The following is a 26,772-nucleotide window of genomic DNA, read 5'->3' on the forward strand; positions in this document are numbered from 1 at the left end:
TTTTTTTATTATGAACAGAAAACAAAAGATGATTATTTATCAGGTGCTTCCGCGCCTGTTCGGGAATCAGAATGATGCGTGTAAATGCAACGGTACGATAGAAGAGAACGGTGTTGGCAAACTGGCAGATTTTACTCCGAAAGTTTTGCGTGAAATAAAAATGCTCGGCTGTACGCATATTTGGTACACCGGCATTATTGAACATGCTACGCAAACCGATTATACTCGATATGGTATTGAACGGGACAATATGTTTGTCGTAAAAGGGAAAGCCGGCTCACCTTATGCAATAAAAGATTATTATGATGTCGATCCTGATCTTGCTGTGAATATACCTGAACGAATGCAGGAATTCGAATCTTTGGTCGATCGTTCGCATGCTGCAGGATTGAAAGTCATAATAGATTTTGTACCGAATCATGTTGCCCGCCGTTACCATTCCGATGCAAAGCCTGAAGGAGTTGTCGATTTGGGACAGGATGACAATACAGAGGTTCATTTTGATCCCCAAAATAATTTCTATTATATTCCTCGTCAAGAGTTTCAACCTCAATTTTATATAGGAGAAGGAGACCAAAAGTATAGGGAATATCCGGCTAAGGCAACCGGGAATGATTGTTTTGGCGCTTATCCCAATAGAAATGACTGGTATGAAACCGTTAAACTGAATTATGGGGTAGATTATTTGCACGACCGTCGGAAATGTTTTGATCCTATACCTGATACATGGTTTAAAATGAGAGATATATTGCTGTTCTGGAGCAGCAAGGGTATAGACGGATTTCGTTGCGATATGGCAGAAATGGTTCCTGTCGAGTTTTGGGGATGGGTAATTCCCCGTATTAAGGGACAGTATCCCGATATCGATTTTATTGCCGAAGTATATAATCCGCATGAATATAGATATTATATCGAAGACGGAAAATTTGATTATCTTTATGATAAAGTCGGGTTATATGATTTGCTGCGTAGTATTGTGAATGGGCATGCGGCAGCTTCTCAAATTACCCGTTGTTGGCAATCTTTAGACGGGATAATGACACACATGCTGAATTTTCTTGAAAACCACGATGAACAGCGTATTGCATCCCCTAATTTTGCAGGAGATCCGTTCCGAGCTTATCCGGCTTTAATTGTTTTGGCAATGATGAATGTAAATCCTATGATGATTTATTTTGGGCAGGAATTGGGAGAGCCGGCGGCAGATGCCGAAGGATTCAGCGGATTAGACGGACGTACGACGATTTTCGATTATTGGAGTGTGCCTTCGGTTCGTGCGTGGTATGCCGGAGGAAAATGTTCCGTAGCCGGTCTTACACCGGAACAGAAAGAATTGCGTCGCCGTTATAAACAAGTGTTGACGTTATGTAATAAAGAGATAGCAGTCAGAGAGGGTGCTTTTTTTGACTTGATGTATGTAAATGGAGACAATCCGGACTTCGATGCTCGCAAACAATATGCGTTTTTGCGAAAAAAAGATAATGAATTGCTGGTTATTATTGTAAATTTCTGTAATAGAGAGGTTGAAGTAGGAGTGAAGTTGCCACAGCATGCTTTTGATCTGTGGAATATGACACCTCGAGAGTATTCGGCAAAAGAGTTACTGACCGGAGATGTAGAGCAGAAAGTCGTTTCTCCGGAAATTTTGTTCCGGTCATCGGTAAAAGCTTATGGAGCTGTAATATGGAAATGTACCGATACAAATAATCGAAAAAAAAAGATTTAATGTGTCGAAATAATAAATGAAATTGTACCTTTGCAAAAAAATTAACCAATCGGATTTATTTTAAAAACACAATGAGCCAGAAACCACCTTTCAAGGTTTTCGCGGGAACGAATTCCCGTTATCTTGCCGAAAAAATTTGTAACGCTTTAAATTGCGAAATGGGAAACATGAAAATTCAGCATTTTGCAGATGGTGAATTCGGAGTATCTTTTGAAGAATCTATTCGAGGAAGCCAAGTTTATTTGGTACAATCGACATTCCCTAATTCTGATAATTTGATGGAACTTTTGTTGATGATCGATGCCGCAAAAAGAGCTTCTGCGAAATCGATAATTGCAGTAGTACCTTATTTTGGTTGGGCGCGGCAAGATCGCAAGGATAAACCGCGTGTCTCTATTGCTGCAAAGCTGATAGCCGATTTGTTAAGTGTTGCCGGTATTGATCGTTTGATTACTATGGATCTGCATGCAGATCAGATACAGGGATTCTTTAATGTTCCGGTAGATCATCTGTATGCCTCTTCTGTGTTCAGTCGTTATATTCAGTCGTTAAAGCTCGAAAATATGGTTATTGCGACACCGGATGTCGGTGGTTCGAAGCGTGCTAATTCGTATGCAAAATATTTCGGTGTACCTTTGGTATTATGCCATAAGTCCAGAGCAAAAGCCAATGAGGTAGAAAGTATGACGGTAATCGGTGATGTTGAAAATAAGAATGTCATTCTTATCGATGATATGGTAGATACGGCAGGAACTATAACTAAAGCCGCAGATTTGATGATGAGTAAAGGTGCTCTTTCTGTGCGGGCGATTGCCAGTCATGCCGTTATGTCCGATCCTGCAACAGATCGGGTAAATGAGTCAAAATTGACCGAAATGATTTTTACCGACAGTATCCCTTATTATAAAGATTGTCCTAAGGTTCGCATACTAAGCATTGCAGAGATGTTTGCGGATACTATTCGCAGAGTATATGAGAATGAGTCTATTAGTTCGCAATATATTATATAGTTTATTTTAGGTCGGCTTTTATAAATTTGCAAAATACAAGAAAACCGTTTTATCTCTTATAGTAATGATAAAACGGTTTTTTATGTCATTATTATTTTTTAACCCTTTCGGATTATTTCTTCAATAGAAAGAATACACTTTTATAAGTATCTGATTTTTAAAATAATATCTGTTTATTGATAAATAATGAGTTTTGCAGGGCTGATAAGATAGTTTTTATGAATTGCTTCTTGTTTGGAGTAAAGATGTTTTTTAGGGATTTAATTCGGAAAATTAGTGTACTTTTGCCTTGAAATTTATTCAGAAATAAAACTGTAATTGTATGAAAAATAAATGGTTGTATATATTGTTCGGTTTACTCATTATGTTTTCATCTTGTATAAAGGATGAAGCTCCTAATGTAGAAGCCGATATTGAGGATATTACTATCCCGGATATGACTAGTGTACTGAATGTGAAAATAGATCAGAATAGAGTTTCTGTGTTTTTGAAGGAGGGCATGGTCGATCGTACAAATATAGAGCCTTCTTTTACTCTTTCCCCAGGGGCGACTATTGCTCCGGTAAATACCGGTAAATTAGATTTTACAAAACCTCAGAAATATATTGTAACGTCAGAAGATAAGAATTGGCAAAAAACATATACTGTCGTATTTCTTGAAACAGAAATTCCGACTGTTTACGATTTTGAGCATTGGGCAGTTAATAAGTGGGAAGAGGTTTATGAGCATAGCGTTGAAAATGTCGAAGGAGAAGATATTTCGGTGGATCAGTATATTTGGGCGTCCGGAAATTTTGGCTTCTCATTGGTTGCAAATGGAGGACCTAAAGATTATCCGACGTTTAAGGCGACTTCTATAGATGTGCATTCGGGAGAAGGAGCGGCTTGTTTAAAGACCAGAAAAACAGGATCTTTAGGGGCTTCACAGGGAATGCCGATTGCTGCCGGAAATCTATTTTTAGGAGAGTTTACCTCTAAAGGGATAAACATTATGAAAGAACCGATGAAAGCTACGCATTTCGGTTTACCTTTTAGGAAAAAACCTCTGCGGATGAGTGTTTGGTTTAAGTATGATGGCAGTAATGTGAATATGTCCTATGATAAAGACGGTAATGGAACGCAATATGGAGACGGTCGGGATTATTGTGCCGTATATGCTGTTTTGTATGATAATGTAAAAGCTAAAAATTTATATGGAGTTTCTTATCTTGACGGGAATACGATATTAAAAGAAGATGAAGATAATCCCATTATCGCTGTTGCCGGATTGCATGAACAAGCTGACAACTCCGATCAATACGGTACAGGAGGTGTATATAAACATCATGTATTCGATTTTAAATATAGAGAAGGGAAAAGTGTAGATCCCGATCGTTTGAAAAATTATGAGTATAGCCTTGCGGTTGTATTCTCTTCCAGTTTTTATGGCGATCGTTTTATAGGGGGAGTGGGAAATACTCTATGGATCGATGATGTAGAAATTGTTTGTGAAGAAAATTGAAAAGAAATACGATGAAGAAGCTAAAAAGAATAGGTTGGGCTGCGATACTGTCGTTATTGATAGGTACGGTTTCTGAAGCTGAAGCCAAGAAATATGAGTTCAGCGTAAAGGCCGGTCTTAATATCGGTGGAACTTCTCCGATGGGGCTTCCTGCCGAAATACGAGGTATTAATTCTTATAATCCGACACTTTCGTTTTCGATAGAAGGAAGTGTAAAACGAGAATTGACCGAGAAGTGGGGAGTTATGACCGGAATTCGATTGGAGACACGGGCTATGGAAACCGATGCTCAAGTAAAAAACTATCAGATAAGACTGTTGAATGACGGGCGTTATATCGAAGGTATTTTTACAGGAGATGTAGAGACGAAAGTGAAAAATGATTATGTTACGATACCTATATTGGCGGTATATGATATTTCGAAGCGGTGGGATTTGAAGTTCGGAGGTTTCTTGTCTTTCCTGACACGTGGAGATTTTTCGGGGACGGCACGGAACGGTTATATTCGGGAAGGGACTCCGTTGAGTCAGAAAATGAACGTGGATGCTACGTATGATTTTTCTGACGATATTAAAAAGTTTAATGCAGGTCTTGAGCTTGGAGCGGAGTTTGTTGCGTATAAACATTTATCTGTTTACGGTGATTTGACATGGAGTCTGACCCCTCTTTTCCCCGGAGATTTTACGGCGATAAGTTTTAAGATGTATAATGTATATATGAATCTCGGTTTTGCGTATGTGTTTTAAATAAGCGGTCCGAAAGGAGAAGATACGTAAAAGGTTGTTCTGTCAGAACAGCCTTTTGTCGTATTCGGGAAATGCATTGTTAGGTTGATGTTATAAAAATAACTACCTTTGTGCCGAATTTGAAAAATCATGCAAAAATGCGTGATGTATGTCGGTATTCGAATTTGAAATTAAAAAAGAAGCAATTAACGAAATATGATAACAGTAAATAATTTGGCTATACAATTCGGAAAGCGAGTGCTTTTTCAAGATGTGAATCTTAAATTTACTCCGGGAAATTGTTATGGTATTATAGGGGCTAACGGGGCAGGAAAATCCACTTTTTTGAAAGCGATCAGCGGACAGATCGATCCGAATCACGGAACGATTGCATTAGGTCCGGGTGAACGGTTGTCGGTATTGAGCCAGGATCATTTTGCTTTTGACGAATTTACCGTGATGGATACCGTATTGATGGGACATACGGTTTTGTGGGATATAATGAAAGAGAAAGACGCTCTTTATTCGAAACCGGATTTTAGCGATGCTGACGGTATTCGAGTTTCGGAACTGGAAGAAAAATTTGCAGAACTGGAAGGTTGGAATGCAGAAAGTGATGCTGCTAATTTGTTGAGTGGTCTGGGAATAAAAGAAGATCTGCATTATATGATGATGAAAGATCTCAGCGGTAAGCAAAAGGTACGTGTTTTGTTGGCGAAAGCTTTGTTCGGAAAACCGGATAACCTGTTGCTTGATGAACCTACCAATGACCTCGACCTTGAAACTGTTATGTGGCTCGAAAATTATTTGTCGGAGTTTGAAAACACGGTATTGGTCGTTTCGCATGACCGCCACTTCCTTGATTCTGTTTGTACACATACCGTTGACATCGATTATGGTAAGACCGAGTTGTTTGCCGGAAATTATAGCTTCTGGTATGAATCGAGTCAATTGGCTTTGCGTCAACAACAGCAACAAAATAAAAAGGCTGAAGAAAAACGTAAGGAGTTGATGGAGTTTATTCAGCGTTTCAGTGCTAATGTTGCAAAGTCAAAACAGACCACGAGTCGTAAAAAGATGCTGGAAAAATTGAATGTCGAGGAGATCAAACCCTCTTCACGCCGTTATCCGGGTATTATTTTTACTCCCGATCGAGAACCGGGAAATAAAATTCTCGAAGTGAGAGGACTTGAAAAGTCGGTCGATGGAACTTTGCTATTTAAGGATGTGAATTTTACGGTTGAGAAAGATGATAAGATCGTATTTTTGTCTCGAGACCCTCGTGCCATGACCGCTTTTTTTGACATTATCAATGATATAGTTAAGGCGGATAAGGGTACGTTTGAGTGGGGACAAACTATCACGACCGCCTATTTGCCTCTTGATAATTCGGCATTTTTCAATACCGATATGAATCTGATCGATTGGTTAGCTCAGTTCTCAGAGGATACCAGTGAATTGTATTTAAAGGGTTTTCTCGGGAAAATGTTGTTTTCCGGAGAAGAGTTGCTGAAGAGTGCTTCAGTACTATCCGGAGGGGAAAAAATGCGTTGTATGATTGCCCGTATGATGATGAAAAATGCGAATACGATGATTTTGGATTCTCCTACGAATCATCTTGATTTGGAGTCTATACAGGCGTTTAACAATACATTGAAGGCATTTAAAGGAAATATTCTGATGTCTTCTCATGACCATGAGTTTATCGAGACAGTTTGCAATCGGGTTATTGAGCTTACTCCGAATGGTATAATCGATAAAATGATGGATTATGATGATTATATTACCGACGAACGAGTGAAGGCTCTTCGTGAAAAGTTATATAAATCGTAGTCGAATAGTAGAATAAGAGAATTATTGGAGCGCATTTATTTATTGATGCGCTCTTTTTGTAAGAGAAGAAAGCGGTTTTGACTTTCTCTCTTTATTGATTACCTTTGCATTCATTGAATAGGAGGACACGTTTATGCCATTAAATTTACCATCCAGATTACCGGCCGTAGAGATATTGAAATCTGAAAATATTTTTGTCATGGATTCTCAGCAAGCATCTACTCAAGATATACGACCTTTGCGTATTGTCATATTGAATTTGATGCCGTTGAAGATTACGACCGAAACCGATCTTATCCGGTTATTATCCAATACGCCATTGCAGATAGAGGTGGATTTTCTGAAAATATCGGGGCATATATCAAAAAATACACCGGTAGAGCACATGATGACGTTTTATAAGGATTTTTCGACGTTGCGGAATGAAAATTATGATGGAATGATTATTACCGGAGCTCCGGTAGAGCAGATGCCGTTTGAAGAAGTCGATTATTGGAAAGAGGTTTCTGAGATATTTGATTGGGCACGTACGCATGTGACCTCTACATTATATATTTGTTGGGCGGCTCAAGCAGGATTGTATCATTTTTATGGCGTTCCTAAATATCCGTTGCCGCAAAAAATGTTCGGGATTTTCAAACATAAAGTGTATGATCATCAAAATCCGATATTCAGAGGATTCGATGATGAATTTTATGTGCCTCATAGCAGGCATACGGAGGTGCGCAAGTCCGATATAGAGAAAGTTCCTGAACTGACCCTGCTTTCGGAGTCCGAAGAATCCGGAGTATATATGGTTATGGCACGTGGAGGCAGGGAATTTTTTATTACCGGCCATTCGGAGTATTCGCCTTATACTTTAGACACGGAATATCGTCGGGATTTGGATAAGGGGTTACCGATAGAGATGCCGTTGAATTATTACCGGAATAATGATCCGAAGAAAGGACCGTTGGTTCGCTGGAGAGGACATGCCAACCTTTTGTTCTCTAATTGGCTGAATTATTTTGTATATCAGCAAACACCATACGATATTCGGGAGATAAAATGATGGCATCAAGACCTATCGAACTTCTCTCTCCTGCCAAGAATGCCGAGATCGGTATCGAAGCAATCAATCACGGGGCGGATGCCGTTTATATAGGTGCACCTCGTTTCGGAGCTCGTGTTGCTGCGGGCAATGATACGACCGAAATAGCCCGGTTGGTCGATTATGCCCATAAATACGATGCGCGGGTATATGTGGCGTTGAACACGATATTGAAAGACGATGAATTGCTCGAGGCCGAACGAATTATTGGCGATATGTATTCTGTCGGTGTCGATGCTCTCATTGTTCAAGATATGGGGATTCTGGAACTGGATATACCTCCGATCGCTTTACATGCCAGTACGCAAACCGATAATCGTACGGTGGAGAAAGTAAAATTTCTTGAAAATGCAGGATTCTCCCAGATCGTGTTGGCCAGAGAATTGTCGTTAGAACAAATCCGGCGTATTTCAGAAAATACGACAGTTCCTTTGGAGGTTTTTATACATGGAGCTTTGTGTGTAAGTTATAGCGGACAATGTTATTTGAGCCATTGTTTGAGTGGACGCAGTGCTAATCGTGGGGAGTGTGCACAATATTGTCGGCTTCCTTATACGCTGTTGGATGCTGATGGAAAAATACTCGAAAAAGATAAGCATCTACTCTCTCTTAAAGATATGAATCGTACCGACAGCCTTGAGGCATTGTTGGATGCCGGAGTTTCTTCTTTGAAGATTGAAGGACGTCTTAAAGAAATGTCTTATGTTAAAAATGTGACGGCTTGGTATCGCAGGAAGTTAGATGCGATATTGGAGCGTCGTCCGGAGTATGTGAAGTCTTCTTCCGGAAAGACCGATCTCTTTTTTACTCCCGATCCGAACAAGAGTTTTAATAGGGGCTTTACTCCGTATTTGTTGAATGAAAAAGATTCGAGATCTATATCATCTCCTGATACCCCTAAGTCGATAGGTGAATATATAGGTATGGTAAAACAGGTTTCCTCCAAATCGATAACTGTAGCCGGAGTACAAAAGTTGAATAACGGCGATGGAATATGCTTTTTTAACGAATCCGGCATGTTTGAAGGTTTTCGTGTGAATAGAGCGGAAGGAAATCTGATATTTCCGGCGGAAATGCCTCGTATAAAAATTAAAACGAAGTTGTACCGTAATTATGATCAGGAATTTGAGAAGATTCTTGCCCGAAAAAGTGTGGACAGGAGAATAGAAGTAAATTTGGAGTTATCCGGCACATTGGAAAAGCTGTGTTTATTGATTACGGATGAAACCGGGATATCGGTTTCTGTTTATCGGGAATGGTCAGGTGAAGAAGCAAGGTCTCCGCAATCTGAGAATCAGAAAAATCAATTGGGGAAATTGGGGGATACTCCGTTTCGGATGAACAAAATTATTTTAAATGCTACGGAAAACTTTTTTATTCCGGCTTCTTTGTTGGCGGATATGCGTCGGCAAGGAGCGGAGCTTCTCTTGAAGGTTCGAAAAGAGGCGTATCATACAGAAAAGAGAAGGCCGGCTAAGGGTGTCTATCCTTTCCCTCAATCGAAATTGACTTATCTTGGGAATGTCTATAATGCAAAGGCGCGAAAATTTTATGTCGGTCATGGAGTCTCGGAAATCGATCCAGCATTTGAAGTACAAGTACGAGATAATGTACCTTTAATGTTTACCCGTCATTGCATACGTCGCGAATCGGGACATTGCTTTCGTGAAAAAGGTGCTGGAGAATGGAAAGCTCCGCTTTATTTATGCTATAAAGATACTCGTCTTCGTCTTGAATTCGATTGTCGTTTATGTGAAATGAGAGTTTATAAAGAATAGAGCCTTTTATAGATTGGTTCTAACCTGTACTGAGATTTATGAGGAATGTTAAGGACTTTCCGAAGAGAATGTTATCCGGTCATTTTTGCGACTTCTTTTGTGGGGGGAGACAGCTTTTCTTTTTAAATATGAATACCGTAATTGTGTTTTACTTCATCCATGACAAATGTGCTCTCTATCGAGCCTAAACTGTCTATTGAACCTAATACGTTCAGTATGAATTCTTGATAATATTTCATGTTGGGTGCGTGTATTTTTAACAAATAATCAAAACTTCCCGATATGTTGTAACATTCGGTTACTTCTGGAATATTCTGAATGATTCGGGTAAACTCGGTTGCGATTTCCTGATTTATTCTGCTCAGTTTTACGTTACAGAAAACGACAAAACCTTGATTTAACTTTTCTGCATCCAGAATCGCAATATATTTTTTGATGTATCCTTCGTTTTCTAAACGCTTAAGCCGTTCGAATACAGGAGTTGAAGAAAGGCTTACTTGTGCGGCAAGCTCTTTGAGCGTGAGTCGTGCATTTCCTTGTAATGTACGGAGTATTTGTAAATCGACTTTGTCTATTTTAACCGGATTATTCATAATCTGTTTTTGAAATTCAATAATAGGAACTTATTTAAGAGCCTGTCTAAATTTTCCAATAAAAAAATATTATCAGGTCATTTTTGCGTTTTCTTCCGGTCTATTTTCCCGTTTTCCCTCGTCAGATAGCCCGCTATCCTCCTCCTAAAAACAGAAAAATATCCTCGAAAGAAACTCTCAAATCTGACCCGAGTAAAATTTAGACAGACTCTAAAATTTTCAGTAGAGTAATTTGTTCGGGCTTTCTTTAAATTACCTTTCACATTATCTTTGTTTTTGTTCGTTAAGTCTCTCGTTATTACCTTTATACAAACATAAAAATGTTCTTAAAAGAAATTTCCGAAACAAAATCGAGTAAATTTTGAATAGGCTCGAAGCCCGTTACAAAAATAATGTTTTTCTTTTAATCGTTATAGACTGGAGAAAAATGCGGAAATGACCTGATAATATTTTTTTATTGTAGAGTTCAGACTTTAAGCTTTAGGATAATATTCTTTAGAATGGCGAATTTAAAGAATTTGTATAGATTAAAAATTCGAAACGATGAATGTATTTAGAATAATTTTCTATATTATTAAAATATATTGGATTATTATCCTGTATAATGTAGCTTTGTCGTTGTAAATAATAAACATATATTCCTATGTCAAAGAAAAATTATCATTTTGAAACTTTACAGCTTCATGTAGGGCAAGAACATCCGGACCCGGCAACAGATGCACGTGCAGTACCTATTTATCAGACCACTTCTTATGTATTTCATAATTCTCAGCATGCAGCCGACCGTTTCGGATTGCGTGACGCAGGAAATATCTACGGACGGTTGACAAACTCGACTCAAGATGTATTTGAGCGGCGGGTAGCGGCTCTTGAAGGCGGGGTTGCGGGGTTGGCTGTCGCTTCGGGTGCTGCTGCTGTTACTTATTCTTTGCAGAATATACTCGGAGTGGGAGATCATATTGTTGCCGCAGACAATTTATATGGCGGTTCGTTCAATCTCATTACGCATACGTTGGCAGCACAAGGTGTTAGCTATACTATCGTCAACGTGAATGATCTGAAATTGCTCGAGGCTGCAATCAGACCTAATACGAAAGCGATTTATGCCGAAACTTTTGGGAATCCGAATTCTGATGTGACGAATATCGATGCTGTTGCAGAAGTCGCTCATCGCCATAATATTCCGTTGATTATAGATAACACTTTCGGGACTCCTTACTTGATTCGTCCTATTGAGCATGGTGCGGATATAGTGATCCATTCTGCGACTAAATTTATTGGTGGACATGGTTCTAGTTTAGGTGGAGTTATTGTGGATGCTGGTAAATTCGATTGGAAAAAAGATGCAGAAAAATTCCATACTTTAGCTAAACCAGATCCGAGTTATCATGGAGCTGTTTTTGCAGATGTGGCAGGACAAGCGGCATTTGTTACCCGCATACGGGCGGTCATTTTGCGTGATACCGGTGCGACTATCTCTCCGTTCAACGCTTTTATCTTATTACAGGGGCTGGAGACTTTATCCCTGCGAGTAGAACGACATGTCGAAAATGCTTTGAAAGTAGTTGATTATTTGAAGAATAATCCGAAAGTATCGAAAGTGAATCATCCTTCGTTACCGGATCATCCCGATCATACCCTTTACAAAAAGTATTTTCCTAAAGGAGCTGGCAGTATTTTTACGTTTGAAATAAAAGGAGGAAAAGAAGAGGCTTGGAAATTTATCGATTCATTAGAAATTTTTTCATTACTGGCCAATGTCGCTGATGTAAAAAGTCTTGTCATCCATCCATATACTACAACGCATTCTCAAATGACACCGGACGAATTGGCACAACAGCATATTACACCCTCGACTATACGGCTTTCGATAGGTACGGAACATATAGATGATATTCTTGCAGATCTTGATCAGGCATTTTCTAAAATTTAAACAGCCATGTCAGAGGATGTGAACATTGTTCGTTGGAATGGCAAGTATCGGGATGATTTCATTCGGTTGAACCGGGAATAGATCGAACGGTATTTTCGGATTGAAGCCGATGATTCTAAGAATTTTAAGAAAGTGAGAATAGAATTTGATTTTATATATTTTTCTTTTTGAAAGGCGGTAAAAAGGAATGTTATCTTGTCTGAATTTACATTCCTTTTTATTTTTTTAGACAGAAGCGATACGTTTGTGAGAATCAAAAAGTTTGTAACATTATTTTTTCTAAAACTTTCGCATAATCTATACATTTCAATCACATTATTTCGTATTTTTGTGCTTTGAAAAACTTAAACTTGCATATATGTCTGAAAACAAGAGAATTAAAACCGCTTTAGTTTCGGTATTCCACAAAGATGGATTAGATGAGATATTAAAGAAATTATATAGTGAAGGTGTACGTTTTATATCTACCGGTGGTACGCAGGCTTTTATAGAATCATTGGGATTGCCTTGTCAAGCTGTTGAAGACCTGACCGGATATCCTTCAATATTGGGAGGGCGTGTAAAAACCCTTCATCCTAAAGTTTTCGGAGGTATATTATGTCGTCGTGAGCTGGAAGGCGATCAGAAACAAATTGCAGAATATGAGATTCCGGAAATAGATTTGGTGATCGTAGATCTTTATCCTTTTGAAGAAACTGTTGCTTCGGGAGCTGACGAAAGCGCTATTATCGAGAAAATCGATATAGGCGGTATCTCTTTGATACGGGCTGCTGCGAAGAATTTTAAAGATGTGGTTATTGTTGCTTCAAAAGGACAATATGCTCCTCTGATGCAGTTGTTGAATGAGAAAGGTGCGGAATCTTCGATAGAAGACCGCAAGTGGTTTGCAAAAGAGGCTTTTGCCGTTTCTTCAGGATATGATACTGCAATTTTTAATTATTTCGATAATGGGGAAGGTTCTTATTTCCGTTGTGCCGAGAACGATGCCAAAGTATTGCGTTATGGCGAAAATCCTCATCAAAAAGGTCTTTTCTTCGGGAAGTTCGATGAAATGTTCGAACAACTTCATGGGAAAGAAATTTCATATAACAACTTATTGGATATAGATGCCGCAGTTTCTTTGATTGCAGAATTCGATGAATTGACGTTTGCTATTTTAAAACACAATAATGCTTGCGGTTTGGCATCGCGTCCGGTATTGGTAGATGCATGGAAAGCGGCATTGGCAGGCGATCCGGTTTCTGCTTTCGGTGGTGTATTGATTACAAATGGTAAAATCGATAAAGCTACGGCAGAAGAAATGAACAATCTTTTCTTCGAAGTCGTTATCGCTCCGGGATACGATGCTGATGCTTTAGAAATTCTGGAACAGAAAAAGAATCGTATTATATTGATTCTAAAAGAGAATAAAACAAAATCTTTACAATTCCGTTCTTTACTTAATGGAGTATTGATGCAGGAAAAAGATTTGCATTGCGAAAAAACCGAAGAATTGACTCAGGTTACAAAAAAATCCGTAACACCGGAAGAAGTGGAAGATTTGTTATTTGCCAATAAAATTGTAAAGCACAGCAAATCGAATGCTATAGTATTGGCTAAGGGAAAACAACTTTATGCGAGCGGAGTGGGGCAGACTTCCCGTGTGGATTCGTTGCGCCATGCGATAGAAAAGGCCAAATCGTTCGATTTCGATTTGAATGGCTGTGTAATGGCATCGGATGCGTTCTTCCCTTTTCCTGATTGTGTGGAGATTGCCCACAAAGAAGGAATCGATACTGTTATCCAACCCGGAGGTTCGGTGCGGGATAACCAGACAATCGATTATTGTAATGAAAACGGTGTAGCCATGGTTACTACCGGGATTCGACATTTTAAACATTAAGATAGGGTATAGGATCAGTAGCCGGATGTTTTCCGGTATGATCTGCGCTTTATAAAAATAAAATAATAAAATGGGATTATTTTCTTTCACTCAAGAGATCGCGATAGACTTGGGTACGGCGAATACCATTATAATTCACAATGGGAAAATAGTGGTAGACGAACCTTCTATGGTTGCATTAGATAAACGTACCGATAAGTTGAAAGCAGTTGGAGAAACTGCTCGTCAGATGCATGGTAAGACTCATGAAAATATACGTACGCTACGGCCTTTAAGAGACGGTGTAATAGCGGATTTCTATGCTGCCGAACAAATGATTCGGGGGATGGTGAAAATGGTGAATACGAAAAACCGTTGGTTTACTCCCTCTTTGCGTATGGTAGTTTGTATTCCTTCTGGAAGTACCGAAGTGGAGATTCGAGCCGTACGGGATTCTGCCGAACATGCCGGAGGCCGGGATGTTTATATGATTTATGAACCGATGGCTGCTGCTATCGGAATAGGTCTGGACGTTGAAGCTCCTGAGGGAAATATGATTGTAGATATAGGTGGCGGTACTACCGAAATTGCCGTGATCTCGTTGGGTGGAATCGTCTCGAATAAGTCGATCCGTATAGCCGGGGATGATCTTACGGCCGACATTCAGGAGTATATGGGACGTCAACATAATGTTAAAGTCGGAGAACGTACGGCAGAAATGATTAAAATCAATGTCGGTTCAGCTCTTACCGAATTGGCTAATCCTCCGGAGGACTATATTGTGCATGGTCCGAACCGGATGACGGCTCTTCCGATGGAAGTTCCCGTATCATATCAGGAAATATCGCATTGTATCGAGAAATCTATTTCAAAAATAGAAGCTGCCGTATTGAGTGCATTGGAACAGACTCCTCCTGAATTATATGCGGATATTGTACGTAACGGTATCTATTTGGCAGGCGGCGGAGCTTTGTTGAGAGGGTTGGATAAGCGTTTGACCGATAAGATCGGGATACCTTTCCATATTGCTGAAGATCCGTTGCATGCAGTTGCTAAGGGAACGGGGATTGCTTTGAAAAATATCGATAAATTCTCATTCCTGATCCGGTAATACCGGAATTTTAGATATAAACGAGTTACCGTTTGTCGGGAAGGGAAAATCCTTTCTAACAATAGGTAACTCGTAGTGGTAATAAATTAGTCGGATTCGGTACATGCGCAAACTGATCTCTTTTTTGATAAATCACAGTCCGATCTTTGTGTATGCTTTTTATCTTGTCATCTGTTTTGTTTTGCTGTTCAAATTCAATCCTTATCAGCAAAGCGTCTTTTTCAGTTCGGCAAATGAAATGGCAGGCCGTTTCTATATAATGACCAGTGGAATTACCGGATATTTCGGTTTGCGGGAAATAAATCGGGATTTGCAGAAACAGAATGGTAATCTTGAGATGGAGCTTATTCGTTTGCGAGATGAAGTCAGTCGTTTGAGTGGGGATACCTTGCTAATTCGTACGTCTGCAGATTCGGTTCTTTCTCGATATGATTTTCAGATTGCACAAGTGATAAATAACAGCGTTTTTAGGACTCATAACTATATTACGCTGAATAAGGGTAGAAAAGACGGAATTCATTCGGAGATGGGGGTAATTGATCAGAACGGAATTGTCGGTATTGTCAATGTCGTTTCAGATCATTATGCTGTTGCCATATCGTTATTGAATCCCAAATTAAGGTTGAGTTGTAAAGTAAAGGGCAGTAATTATTTCGGCTCTTTAGTATGGGACGGGAAAGATCCTCGTTTTGCCGTGTTGGAAGAGTTGCCCCGACATGTGAAGTTTGTCAAAGGCGATACTATCGTGACAAGCGGTTACTCCTCTGTTTTTCCGGAAGGACTGATGGTGGGTACGGTCGACGGTTTCTCAAAACAGCGGAATGATAATTTCTATGCTTTAACAGTGAAATTGTCTACTGATTTTTTTCGACTGAATGATGTCCGGATTCTTGATGATAGGGGACAAAAAGAACGTCGGATTTTGGAAATGGAGGCTAAAAAAGATGAGTAAATCGGCAATCGGTTATATATTTTCGTTTATTGTACTGGTACTATTACAGGTATTGGTCTTTAACCGTATTGCTTTGTTCGGTTATGCTACCCCTTTTCTGTTTCTTTATTTCATCTTGAAATTACCTACAACCTTGTCTGCTAATTGGACAATGACTCTGTCGTTTTTGATGGGGCTTATTATCGATATATTCAGTAATACACCCGGTATGTATGCTTTAGCTTCTGTTTCTATTGCCTTTGTAAGGCGTACATTTATCGCTTTGGTGTTACAACGGGGTAATGAAGAAGTCTCATTAGTACCATCGTTTCGTTCGTTCGGATCGGGATATTTCTCGATATATGCATTTTGTGTGATTTTCTTATTTTGTATTTTAGTTTTTGTTATAGAAGCTTTTTCATTTTTTACTCCGTTGATTCTCTTATTACGTATTTTGTCGAGTACTTTGCTTACGTTTATTCTGGTCTTGGCATTGGAAAGTTTAAATTGGAAAAAGAAGTGAACGTTAATTATAATTCCGGAAACCGCAAATGGGTAATCATCTGGATCATGACCGTTGTGGTTCTGATCTATCTGATGCGCCTTTTTACGTTGCAGGTATTGGATAATGATTACAAACGGTTTGCCGATAGTAATGCGTTTCTTAAGAAGATACAATACCCTTCTCGGGGACTGATTTATGACCGAAACGGGAAATTGTTGGTTTATAATCAACCGGCATACGATGTTATGATGATTGTTCGGGAAATTCAAGAATTTGATACTTTGGATTTTTGTCGGACACTGGGTATTACTCGCGAACAGTTCGACCGTCGTTGGGCTATGGTGAAAGATCGTAGGTTAAATCCCGGATATTCGGCTTATACCCCTCAAACATTTATTTCTCAATTATCTGCACAAGATTATGGACGTTTGCAAGAAAAGCTTTATAAATTTCCCGGTTTTTTTATTCAGAATCGGGTACTCAGACAATATGCCGTAAATAGTGCGGCCAATGTATTGGGAAATATCCGGGAGGTCTCTCCTCGTGATCTTGAAAAAGATGATTATTACATACGAGGAGATTATACAGGTGATCTTGGAGTGGAAAAATCTTATGAGAAGTACTTGAGAGGGGAAAAAGGCATAGAGGTATTGCTCCGGGATGCACACGGACGGATAAAGGGAAAATATGAAGACGGGATATATGATATTGCTCCTAAATCGGGAAGGAATCTAAAACTTTCTATTGATGCGGACTTGCAACAATATGGTGAATATTTGATGCAGAACAAAATCGGAGCTATCGTGGCGATAGAACCTTCGACCGGAGAGATATTGGCTTTGGTATCGAGCCCCACATACGACCCATCTGCATTGATCGGACGTGAGCGGGGGAAGAATTATTTGAAATTGAATAAGAACCCTTATAAACCGTTATATGACCGGGCGTTTATGGCGGCATATCCTCCCGGTTCTACCTTCAAGCCGACACAAGGGCTTATATTTTTACAGGAAAAAGTGATAACTCCTCATACAATGTATCCTTGCTATCATGGCTTTGTCGCAGGACGGTTGAAGGTAGGATGCCATGCTCATGGATCACCGTTGGGGTTGCTTCCGGCGTTACAGACCTCTTGCAATGCTTATTTTTGTTATGGGCTTCGGTCCATGCTCGACAGTCGTTCGAGATATAAAAATACGGCCGAAGCTTTTGATATATGGAAAGATTATCTTGTTTCGATGGGATATGGTTATCGATTAGGTGTCGATTTGCCGGGTGAAAGTCGGGGATTTATTCCGAATAGCAAGTTTTATAATAAAGTATATGGTGAGAATCGTTGGCGGGCGTTGACTGTAATTTCTATCGGTATAGGTCAGGGTGAGGTATTGGCTACACCGTTGCAAATCGCAAATTTGGCGGCCACAATTGCGAATCGAGGATATTTTTATACACCTCATGTCGTAAAAGAAATACAAGATACGGTTTTGAATGAAGAATTCAGGCAGCGTCGATACACGCATATAGACAGTGAATATTATAATTATATAGTCGAGGGAATGCGGATGGCTGTTACAGGAGGAACTTGCCGGGTCGGGGCTATTCCGGGAATAGATGTTTGCGGGAAGACAGGTACGGCACAGAACCCTCATGGAAAGGATCATTCCGCGTTTATGGGATTTGCTCCGATGGATAATCCTAAGATCGCAATAGCCGTCTATGTGGAGAATGCAGGATTTGGAGCTACTTTCGGAGTTCCTATCGGAAGTCTGATGATAGAAAAGTATCTGAATGGATTTATTGCTCCGGAGAGAGCCTATTTAGAAGAAAGAATGGTAACATCAAATACAATGATATACAGTGGCATTAAGGGAAATTAGTATATGGAAGTCTATTGATTGGTACACGATCGGATTATATACGGTGCTTGTATTTATCGGATGGGTGAGTATCTATGCTGCAAGCTATAATTTCGATGATGCCAGTATATTCGATTTTTCGGAACGTTCAGGAAAACAATTATTGTGGATCGGGCTTTCGTTCGGTATAGCGTTCGTATTGCTGATGCTTGACAGCCGCATGTATGAAGCTTTGGCCTATCCTATTTACATCGGTTTTATGATACTTCTGGTAGCGACTATTTTTTTAGCTCCGGAAATTAAAGGTTCTCGGTCATGGCTGGTATTAGGACCGGTAAATATTCAGCCGGCCGAGTTTGCAAAATTCGGGACTGCATTGGCGTTGGCGCGTCTGATCAGCTCATATAATTTTGTGTTGACCGTGCCATCTAATTTTTTTAAGGCCTGCCTTTTGATTTTGTTGCCTATGGCATTGATCATGATGCAGAAAGAGACCGGATCGGCTTTGGTATATGCCTCATTGATATTTATGCTTTATCGTGAAGGCATGACCGGACTGATTCTTTTTGCTGGATTATGTTCGATCGTTTATTTTGTGGTAGGAGTAAAATATAGCGGTGTGTTGTGGGGAAGTACCCCTGTGGGTGAGGTGCTTGTACTGGCATTGATCGTTTTGGTCATAATCGGTATGGTCGCTTATTTTTATAAAGATTCTGTCGTGGTGCGAAATCTTCTTCTTCTGTCGGCATCGGTTTCCGTAATTTGTTACTTGCTGTCTGTTTTAGGAATATCTTTTAATTGGGTATATGTTATTTTATCATTGATTTTTCTATCCTCTTTGTATATTGTTTTTTTATATCTGCAAAGTCGCAATACGAAACTTCTTCTTACACTTTGTTTTGCCATAGTGTCGGTAGTTTTTCTATTTTCGGTGAATTATGTGTTTACCGATATTATGGAGCCTCATCAACAAACTCGTATTAAAGTCGCTTTGGGAATGGAAGATGATCCCAGAGGAGCGGGATATAATGTCAATCAGTCGAAGATTGCAATCGGATCGGGAGGTTTATGGGGAAAAGGTTTTTTGAATGGAACGCAAACAAAATTGAAGTATGTGCCCGAACAGGATACCGACTTCATATTTTGTACGATCGGAGAAGAAGAAGGCTTTTGGGGAGCTTCTTTGGTCGTGATATTATTCTTTGCCTTGATTATACGGATTATTCAGATAGCCGAGCGTCAGCGTTCTGTGTTTGGTCGGGTATATGGCTATTGTGTAGCCAGTATATTATTTTTTCATTTAGCCATTAATGTAGGAATGGTAATCGGGTTATGTCCGGTGATCGGCATACCCTTGCCGTTTTTCAGTTATGGCGGATCTTCTCTTTGGGGATTTACTATTTTACTTTTCACTCTGCTTCGTATCGATGCCGGTCGGTTGGAAAATTATTGATGATATAAAAATAATTCCGGAGAAGAATGTCCGGAATTATTTTACAGCCTGTTATTTATTGGTGTTGCTCTCTTAGCAAATCATTAACTGTTTTTACAGGGTTGAATGTGGAAATCGGTACTTCGACGAATACGGTGTTCCAATCAGACATAGCTCCGTTCCATAATCCCGGTAATTCGAGGGCTTTCAATTCTTTTCCGTTTTTAGATTTCAAAGAAATAAATCCCGTATTTTTATCGACGAAGTCCGGAAGATTATATTTTTCTCCTTTTCTGGTTTTAACGGCACAAACCAAATCTACCGGATTGAAATGAGTCGATGCGTCGAACATGGCTTTCGATTCGGAATTTTTAAGATCGATCTGGGAGCTTTCGAGAATTTGAAGAGAATAAGATCCGTCTCGATTATAAGCGAGGAACGGACCTCCTCCGGGTTCTCCGACATTCTTAACCATACCGCAAACACGAATGGGACGTTTTAGCTTCTTCAATAGATAAACAACTAGATCGCTGTCTTCAAGAATTTTTGTTTCCGGGTTGCGGATGAAGAGTTTTTGTTGTACAAATGCGATAATTTCCCGTACGTTATCCATTGTATATTTTCCGCTTTCGAGTAGTTCGACATATTTATCTATCTGTTGTTGTAAAGAGATCAGTACTCCCCCGATTATTTTTTTGAACAAGACGGTCGAATCTTTAATTTTATCAGGTACGACGTTATCGATATTTTTGATAAAGATTACATCAGCATCGATATCGTTCAGGTTTTCGATCAAAGCGCCATGTCCGCCCGGACGAAATACCATTTTTCCCTTGTCCCTGAAAGGTTCATTCTGCATATCAGCGGCGATTGTGTCTGTCGATGGTTTTTGTTCTGAAAAACTGACTGAATATTTTACGTCGAATAACTTTTCGTAATCGGATTGTTTTTCGGAAACTAACTGTTTAAAATAGGGTAAATGCTCTTTTGATACGGTAAAATGCACATTGACATTTCCTGCGGCATTACGTGCATACAGAGCTCCTTCGGCAAGATGTTCTTCCATGGCTGTACGGCTAATGTCCCCGTAATTATGGAATTTCAACATTCCTTTGGGTAGAGCTCCATAATTCAGCCCCTTTTCTAATAACAGATTTGCTATTATCGGTTTATATTTTTGCTCTGTGATCAGAGTCGGAATATCTTGCCCCTCATTTTTTACGCAGATGGCATTCAAGTCATTATAAAAAGCGAAGTGTGTAATATTGCTGAAGAATTTCTTCTCGAAGTCGGTAGTGGGCGTATTATAATCGGCATCTAAAAATTCGAACAGATTTTTGAACATTCGGCTTGCAGCGCCCGAAGCCGGAACAAATTTTACGATAACCGGATTTCCCGACAAATATTTTTCCCATATTTCGAGATAGTGCTTACTCTCTTTTTCGTCTAAAGATAAAATACCATTGCCGATAGAGGCAGGCGACTTCAACTTCAAAAACGGAAATCCTGTTTTGAAACAAGACAACTGTTCTTCTATTTGAGATTCATTAATGCCTTTCTGCATCAATAAATCATGATCCTCTTGTGTAAATGTCATAGTATATTATTTAGTTAATGATATGTTACAAAACCACTCAAATTTACAAAAACCTTATTAAATTCGTGAATAGTAAGTTCAAAAAATATATATTTGAATCGTTTTTAGATAATAAATGATATGGATTATGGGAGAGAGTACATATTTTACCGTTTCTGAACGGAAAGAGCTCTTGGTTGCTTACCGGGCATTGTGGCGATCCTCTCATTCGTTGATCGGAGAAGACGACTTTAGACGTATTCGTGAAATGATTACCGATGCGATAAAAAAAGGTAATTATTTACGAGACAAGAAGGGTATAAATGTCTTGTTGAGAAATATTAATACGGCTCTTATCCTTTCCAAAGAGGTCGGTCTTGAACGTAGTACGTTAATTTCGGTCTTGATTTATAATTTGATTTCAGGGGGAAGTTATACCAATGAACAAGTCGAAGCTATATTTGGATCTGATATAGCGAAAATCATACGCGGATTAATTAAAGCGAACGGCCTTTACGCTAAACAGGCGACAGTAGAGAGCGATAATTTCAGAAAATTATTGTTGACTTTTGCAGAAGATGTGAGGGTCATCATTATTATGATTGCAGATCGGTTATGTCTGATGAGGATGATAAATCATCATCCGGATGAGCAGTTCAGAGTAAATGTCGCTTGTGAAGCATCTTATTTGTATGCACCTTTAGCACATCGTTTAGGGCTTTATACGATTAAGTCCGAATTGGAAGATCTTGCTCTGAAATATACCGATCGACCTACTTTCAATGAAATTGCCCGGAAACTGAATGAAACGAAAGCTGCCCGGGATAAATATATTTATGAATTTATAAAACCGGTGAAGGCTAAACTCGAAGCTGCCGGGTTGAAGTTCGAGATTAAGGGAAGAACAAAATCTATATCTTCTATACTGAATAAGATCAGGAAGCAAAAAGCCGAGCTTGAAGATATTTATGATTTGTTCGCCATACGGGTAGTTTTGGATACACCTGAAAAACAGGAAAAGGCAGATTGTTGGAAAGTGTATTCGATTATTACCGATATGTACCAGCCTAACCCGAAACGGCTTAAAGACTGGCTTTCTATACCCAAAAGCAATGGATATGAATCGTTGCACATAACAGTGTGGGGACCCGAAAACCGTTGGGTCGAGGTACAGATACGAAGCAAGCGTATGGATGAAATTGCCGAAAGGGGATTGGCGGCACATTGGAAATATAAAGGTATAAAAAGCGAGAGCGGACTGGATGACTGGTTGAATAATGTCAGGGATATTTTAGAGTCTGCCGATGCTACCGGACCAATGGAACTGATGAAGGAGTTTAAGATGGATCTTTATGATAAAGAGGTCTTTGTATTTACTCCGAAAGGGGATTTGTATAAATTGCCTAAAGGTGCGACGGTTCTGGATTTCGCTTTTTTAATTCATACCGCTTTGGGTAGTAAGTGTGTTGGGGCAAAAGTGAATGATAAAAATCAACCGATCAAATATGCTCTTAAGAGCGGGGACACGATCGAAATTTTGACTTCGCCTTCACAGACGCCTAAGCAGGATTGGTTGAATATTGTAGCGACCTCTAAAGCTAGGGTAAAAATTAAACAAGCTTTGAATGAGGCTACTTATAAAGAAGCCGAATTTGGAAAAGAGTTGTTGCAACGTCGGTTTAAAAATCGGAAAATCGATGCCGATGAGGCGATAATGATGCGCTTGATAAAAAAAATGGGGTATAAGACGGTAACTGATTTTTATTATGATCTGTCGCAGGAAAAAATCGATGTGAATGTTGTTATAGATTCATATCTCGATTTAGACAGGAAAGAGAATGAAGAGTCGGCCGAGTCGCGTACTGCGGAGAATTATGTGCAACCGCTTTCTTCCGAAGAATTGGGGAAAGAGGATGTATTGGTGATCGATCAGAATTTGAAGGGCATAGATTATAAGTTATCGAAGTGTTGTAATCCTATTTATGGAGATGATATATTCGGATTTGTTTCTACTCAGGGAAGCATTAAAATACATCGAATGGATTGTCCTAATGCTTTGGCTTTAAGAACTCGCTTCGGGTATAGAATCGTTAAGGCACGTTGGTCGGGAAAGCAAGGCTCTCAATATGCTACTGTTTTGCGTGTTGTCGGAAATGATGATATCGGTATTGTAACGAATATAACATCGATCATTTCGAAGGAAAAAAACATTACGATGAGGGGTATATCCATAGACTCTAATGACGGGCTTTTTCAGGGACATATTACAGTTTTGGTCGATGATTTGTCTGCATTGAATGCTTTGATGAAAAAATTGAAGACGGTAAAAGGCGTGAAGAGTGTAGATCGGGTTACATTGAATTAAATGATATTTAGATAGATAATATATGAAAAGAATCTTTTTTATTTCGATTGTCGGTTTAGCCTTGTTTTTGGGGGCATGTTCAAAGAAAAATAATCCGGCAGCCGAGCAATATCAGAAAGCAGAAGAGCTATACCGGCAAGGGGATTATGCTCAAGCTAAAGTTGCGATTGACAGTATTGCCAAGATCGATCCTCGTGCATTTGATGAAATTCGTGCCGGAATGCAATTGATGCGTCGTGTGGATTTGAGTATAAATGAGCGTAATCTCGCTTATGTGGATAGTTTGCTGCCTATACGTCAAGCCTTTCAGAAAGATTTACTCTCTAAATTTAAATTGCAGAAAGATGAGAAATATCAAGAAGAGGGTAATTATGTTTTCAAAAAAGACCGGAATGCCGGGAGTGTCAACCGTTCATGCTTGCGTATTCAGGTGACAGAAGATGGGCAGATGCAGTTGATGAGTGTCTATTTCGGGGCGACAAAATTGGATCATGAATCGGTAAAAGTTGAGCTGCCGGACGGGACATTTGCTCTTACAGCGGTTATTCCTTATGACGGTGCGAATAATTATCGTTTTGTAAATGCCGGAAATACGACTGAGGTTGTGACGTATAAAGGGAAACAGATGCGTTCCGTGGCGGATTTGGTTTATAATAGCAATGGTGCAAAAATAAAGGTAAGTTATGAAGGTAAGCGACCTTTCTCTTTTATTATGGATGATAATACGAGAGAAGCTATTAGCGCTTCTTATGAACTTGCTTTGGTGATGTCTGAGATAAAACAACTTCAGCGGGAAAAGGCTATTGCTACTAAGACTATCGAAATATTAAAGAAGCAAATTGCTGATCACGAACATGATAGTCTCGATAAAGAGTCGTGATTAGAAATAGTATAGTTGGTTAGAGCCTGTATAAATTTTACTCGGGTCAGTTTTGAGAGTTTCTTTCGAGTATGTTTTTCTGATTTTACGAGTATGATAGCGGGCTATCTGACGAGAGAAAACGCGAAAATGACCTGATAATACTTTTTTGTCGGAAAATTTAGACAGGCTCTCAGAGTCTGATAGATAGTGTATTCGGGAATATTAAAAAGGTATTTATTTTTATACAAGTTATTCCGCAAGAAATAAAAATTATTTCTTGCGGAACTTTATGAATTGCTTTAAATATATGATTACTTGTGTTGTAATAGTCTGTGAAGATCTAAGTAATATAAGAAACAAACCATAAATTTTTCTTTGTTAATTTTTTATTTTGAGAATAAAAAGCATTTAATAGAATTTCTTTATCGGAAAATTTAGAGAGGTTCTAAGTCTGTTTTCTTTTTCTTGCCTCTCTATTTGATAATATATATTTTTCTTGATAATATCATTGATTATTAGATAAATATAGATATATATAATAATGATGTCAGAGTCCATAATTCGAGGGTTCGGTAGGGAATATTTTCTAATTTTGCAATATTATTAAAATCGGTTTATAATTAGGAAATTATAGTGATTATTTTATAGTGAAGGCGTTTTTAAATATTACCATATATTAGAATTCTCGATATTTTTAGTTGTATGAATCTGGTGGAAATAAAATCATAATTGGTTTACGATATGTTTTAGGTGTTGGCCGATTGACGATTAATGTGTCGGGTTTGATTTAAGGTAAAATATTAAACAGTTTCCCACGCTTTTTTATTGTGGTATTTGCTGATTCAGGGGAGACTATAGGCAATATATAATAATGATGTTATATGGAATTTGTGAAGATTGTGCATGCTGTTTTTTCAAAAAGAATTTCTAAAACTCTTTTTTGTTTACTCTGTTTTATAGGAGTGGGAATGAGTGCTTATTCTCAAGATGTAATTGTTAAAAAAGACGGTGAAGAAATCAAGTCGAAAGTAATGGAGGTCTCCGGAGATGAAATTAAATATAAAATGTGGGATTATCAAGATGGTCCGGTGTATAGAATCCCGGCTTCCGAGATTTTTATGATTAAATATCAAAACGGAAAGAAGGATATAATGTCGACGTATGCTTCATCTTCGCAGAAAAGTGTTGGAGATAATAAAAAGTATCCTCGTTATCAAGGAGAAGTTAATCTCGGTTATGCTTTAGGCTTAGGTGAAAACGGTTTGGACAGAGTTGTTTTCGAAACTATTCATGGTTCGAGAATCAGCAAGTATGCTTTTGTCGGTCTCGGTTTTGGATTTAATGCGTATAAAGATATATTGAGTTTTGATGAATACGATGGCGATTTAGAAACCGTTTGGGGAATGACAGTTCCTGTTTTTCTTGATATGAAAGGTTATTATCCGGTAACAGATGATTTTGCTCCTTATATAGATTTAGGCTTGGGGTGTTCTATCGGTGTTCTGGAGATAGAAGGTTCTGGCTTTTTAGCAAATGTCGGTTTTGGTATTAATTATAAAAAATTGAACATCGGGATGAACTTTCAAAGTGAAAATAAGGCGAAGGGATTTGCTTTTAAACTTGGATTGGTATTTTAATAAAAAGAAAAATAACAGTAAAAATGGAATGAACTTTAAAGACAAAGTTCATTCTTTTTTTATAGAAAAGTATCGAGTGAGTTAGAAATTTTTTTGAGGTAATATTTAAGACTTTTGTTTTTTAGCTATTTGCAATCAGAATGTCAGTTCTGCTTTGATAAAATAGTTTATAAATAGAAAATGTTTGATTGATATTCATTAATAACGGAAAGCATAATAGTTTTCATTGAATAATTTGATTACACCATTTTTTTGTTTAATACAAATTTTATTTTCTCTCGCCAACCATCCTGCTGCCAAAGCCGTACTTTCTGCACTTAAATCGAGTTTACGTGCTAATTCAGGGATTGATATTTCTTCTATATTTTTCATTGCCTGCCAGATTTTTCCGGCATTTTCACCGATGATCATCTTATCCATACAATAAATATTTAAAGGTTTGATAGA

At 38.7% G+C, this 26,772-nt stretch carries 20 protein-coding genes; 17 read left to right on the forward strand and 3 right to left on the reverse strand.

Annotation, left to right across the window (positions count from 1 at the left end; all coding sequences use genetic code 11):
* Positions 1 to 10 precede the first annotated feature (10 nt).
* The 7 genes from Q0093_RS10470 to Q0093_RS10500 all read left to right on the forward strand — a co-directional run bounded on the left by Q0093_RS10470 (position 11) and on the right by Q0093_RS10500 (position 9,663).
* A complete protein-coding gene (locus Q0093_RS10470; protein WP_297930167.1) occupies positions 11 to 1,726 on the forward strand; it encodes an alpha-amylase family protein in 1,716 nt (571 codons plus the stop codon).
* Positions 1,727 to 1,797: 71 nt separating this feature from the next.
* Positions 1,798 to 2,736, forward strand: a complete 939-nt coding sequence (locus Q0093_RS10475) for a ribose-phosphate pyrophosphokinase (RefSeq protein WP_009317595.1) — start codon at positions 1,798 to 1,800, stop codon at positions 2,734 to 2,736.
* A 322-nt stretch (positions 2,737 to 3,058) separates the two neighbouring features.
* Positions 3,059 to 4,237, forward strand: a complete 1,179-nt coding sequence (locus Q0093_RS10480) for a PCMD domain-containing protein (protein ID WP_297930170.1) — start codon at positions 3,059 to 3,061, stop codon at positions 4,235 to 4,237.
* A gap of 11 nt (positions 4,238 to 4,248) precedes the next feature.
* A complete protein-coding gene (locus Q0093_RS10485; protein WP_294177695.1) occupies positions 4,249 to 4,983 on the forward strand; it encodes a porin family protein in 735 nt (244 codons plus the stop codon).
* 195 nt (positions 4,984 to 5,178) lie between these two features.
* A complete protein-coding gene (locus tag Q0093_RS10490; RefSeq protein ID WP_297930174.1) occupies positions 5,179 to 6,795 on the forward strand; it encodes an ABC-F family ATP-binding cassette domain-containing protein in 1,617 nt (538 codons plus the stop codon).
* Positions 6,796 to 6,928: 133 nt separating this feature from the next.
* Positions 6,929 to 7,846: a homoserine O-succinyltransferase gene (metA, locus tag Q0093_RS10495; RefSeq protein ID WP_270213920.1), complete on the forward strand. Its 918-nt coding sequence runs from the start codon at positions 6,929 to 6,931 to the stop codon at positions 7,844 to 7,846.
* Positions 7,843 to 9,663, forward strand: a complete 1,821-nt coding sequence (locus Q0093_RS10500) for a U32 family peptidase (RefSeq protein ID WP_297930177.1) — start codon at positions 7,843 to 7,845, stop codon at positions 9,661 to 9,663. The genes metA and Q0093_RS10500 overlap by 4 nt, the downstream gene beginning before the upstream one ends.
* Positions 9,664 to 9,785: 122 nt before the next feature.
* Here Q0093_RS10500 and Q0093_RS10505 read toward each other — a convergent pair whose 3' ends face one another.
* Entirely contained in the window at positions 9,786 to 10,256 is a 471-nt protein-coding gene (locus tag Q0093_RS10505) for an Lrp/AsnC family transcriptional regulator (protein ID WP_297303206.1), read from the reverse strand.
* A gap of 643 nt (positions 10,257 to 10,899) precedes the next feature.
* Here Q0093_RS10505 and Q0093_RS10510 point away from each other — a divergent pair.
* The 7 genes from Q0093_RS10510 (at position 10,900) to rodA (ending at position 19,906) form a co-directional block, all read left to right on the forward strand.
* On the forward strand, positions 10,900 to 12,189 hold the full coding sequence (locus Q0093_RS10510) for an O-acetylhomoserine aminocarboxypropyltransferase/cysteine synthase family protein (protein WP_297930180.1): 1,290 nt from the start codon (positions 10,900 to 10,902) through the stop codon (positions 12,187 to 12,189).
* Between the two features lie 358 nt (positions 12,190 to 12,547).
* Positions 12,548 to 14,071, forward strand: coding sequence for a bifunctional phosphoribosylaminoimidazolecarboxamide formyltransferase/IMP cyclohydrolase (purH, locus tag Q0093_RS10515; RefSeq protein ID WP_294177688.1), 1,524 nt, complete (start codon positions 12,548 to 12,550; stop codon positions 14,069 to 14,071).
* 70 nt (positions 14,072 to 14,141) lie between these two features.
* Entirely contained in the window at positions 14,142 to 15,161 is a 1,020-nt protein-coding gene (locus Q0093_RS10520; RefSeq protein ID WP_009317583.1) for a rod shape-determining protein, read from the forward strand.
* A 103-nt stretch (positions 15,162 to 15,264) separates the two neighbouring features.
* Positions 15,265 to 16,113, forward strand: coding sequence for a rod shape-determining protein MreC (gene mreC / locus Q0093_RS10525; protein ID WP_297930184.1), 849 nt, complete (start codon positions 15,265 to 15,267; stop codon positions 16,111 to 16,113).
* A complete protein-coding gene (mreD, locus tag Q0093_RS10530; protein ID WP_294177686.1) occupies positions 16,106 to 16,615 on the forward strand; it encodes a rod shape-determining protein MreD in 510 nt (169 codons plus the stop codon). Before mreC ends, mreD begins: the two co-directional genes overlap by 8 nt.
* Positions 16,612 to 18,474: a penicillin-binding protein 2 gene (mrdA, locus tag Q0093_RS10535; RefSeq protein WP_297930188.1), complete on the forward strand. Its 1,863-nt coding sequence runs from the start codon at positions 16,612 to 16,614 to the stop codon at positions 18,472 to 18,474. Before mreD ends, mrdA begins: the two co-directional genes overlap by 4 nt.
* Entirely contained in the window at positions 18,455 to 19,906 is a 1,452-nt protein-coding gene (gene rodA, locus Q0093_RS10540; protein WP_294177684.1) for a rod shape-determining protein RodA, read from the forward strand. The genes mrdA and rodA overlap by 20 nt, the downstream gene beginning before the upstream one ends.
* Positions 19,907 to 19,961: 55 nt before the next feature.
* On the opposite strand, the gene Q0093_RS10545 is transcribed toward rodA, so the two are convergent.
* A complete protein-coding gene (locus Q0093_RS10545; protein ID WP_294177683.1) occupies positions 19,962 to 21,482 on the reverse strand; it encodes a DUF4301 family protein in 1,521 nt (506 codons plus the stop codon).
* A 127-nt stretch (positions 21,483 to 21,609) separates the two neighbouring features.
* Here Q0093_RS10545 and Q0093_RS10550 point away from each other — a divergent pair, with 127 nt between their 5' ends.
* The 3 genes from Q0093_RS10550 to Q0093_RS10560 all read left to right on the forward strand — a co-directional run bounded on the left by Q0093_RS10550 (position 21,610) and on the right by Q0093_RS10560 (position 26,325).
* A complete protein-coding gene (locus Q0093_RS10550) occupies positions 21,610 to 23,826 on the forward strand; it encodes a RelA/SpoT family protein (protein WP_297930192.1) in 2,217 nt (738 codons plus the stop codon).
* A 22-nt stretch (positions 23,827 to 23,848) separates the two neighbouring features.
* Positions 23,849 to 24,706, forward strand: a complete 858-nt coding sequence (locus Q0093_RS10555) for a hypothetical protein (protein WP_297930195.1) — start codon at positions 23,849 to 23,851, stop codon at positions 24,704 to 24,706.
* Between the two features lie 863 nt (positions 24,707 to 25,569).
* Complete coding sequence (locus Q0093_RS10560) at positions 25,570 to 26,325, forward strand: hypothetical protein (protein WP_297303196.1); 756 nt, start codon at positions 25,570 to 25,572, stop codon at positions 26,323 to 26,325.
* A gap of 198 nt (positions 26,326 to 26,523) precedes the next feature.
* On the opposite strand, the gene Q0093_RS10565 is transcribed toward Q0093_RS10560, so the two are convergent.
* Positions 26,524 to 26,745: a winged helix-turn-helix domain-containing protein gene (locus Q0093_RS10565; protein WP_122337881.1), complete on the reverse strand. Its 222-nt coding sequence runs from the start codon at positions 26,743 to 26,745 to the stop codon at positions 26,524 to 26,526.
* Positions 26,746 to 26,772: the final 27 nt, after the last annotated feature.

The organism is uncultured Coprobacter sp., assembly GCF_947855755.1.
Lineage (GTDB): Bacteria > Bacteroidota > Bacteroidia > Bacteroidales > Coprobacteraceae > Coprobacter.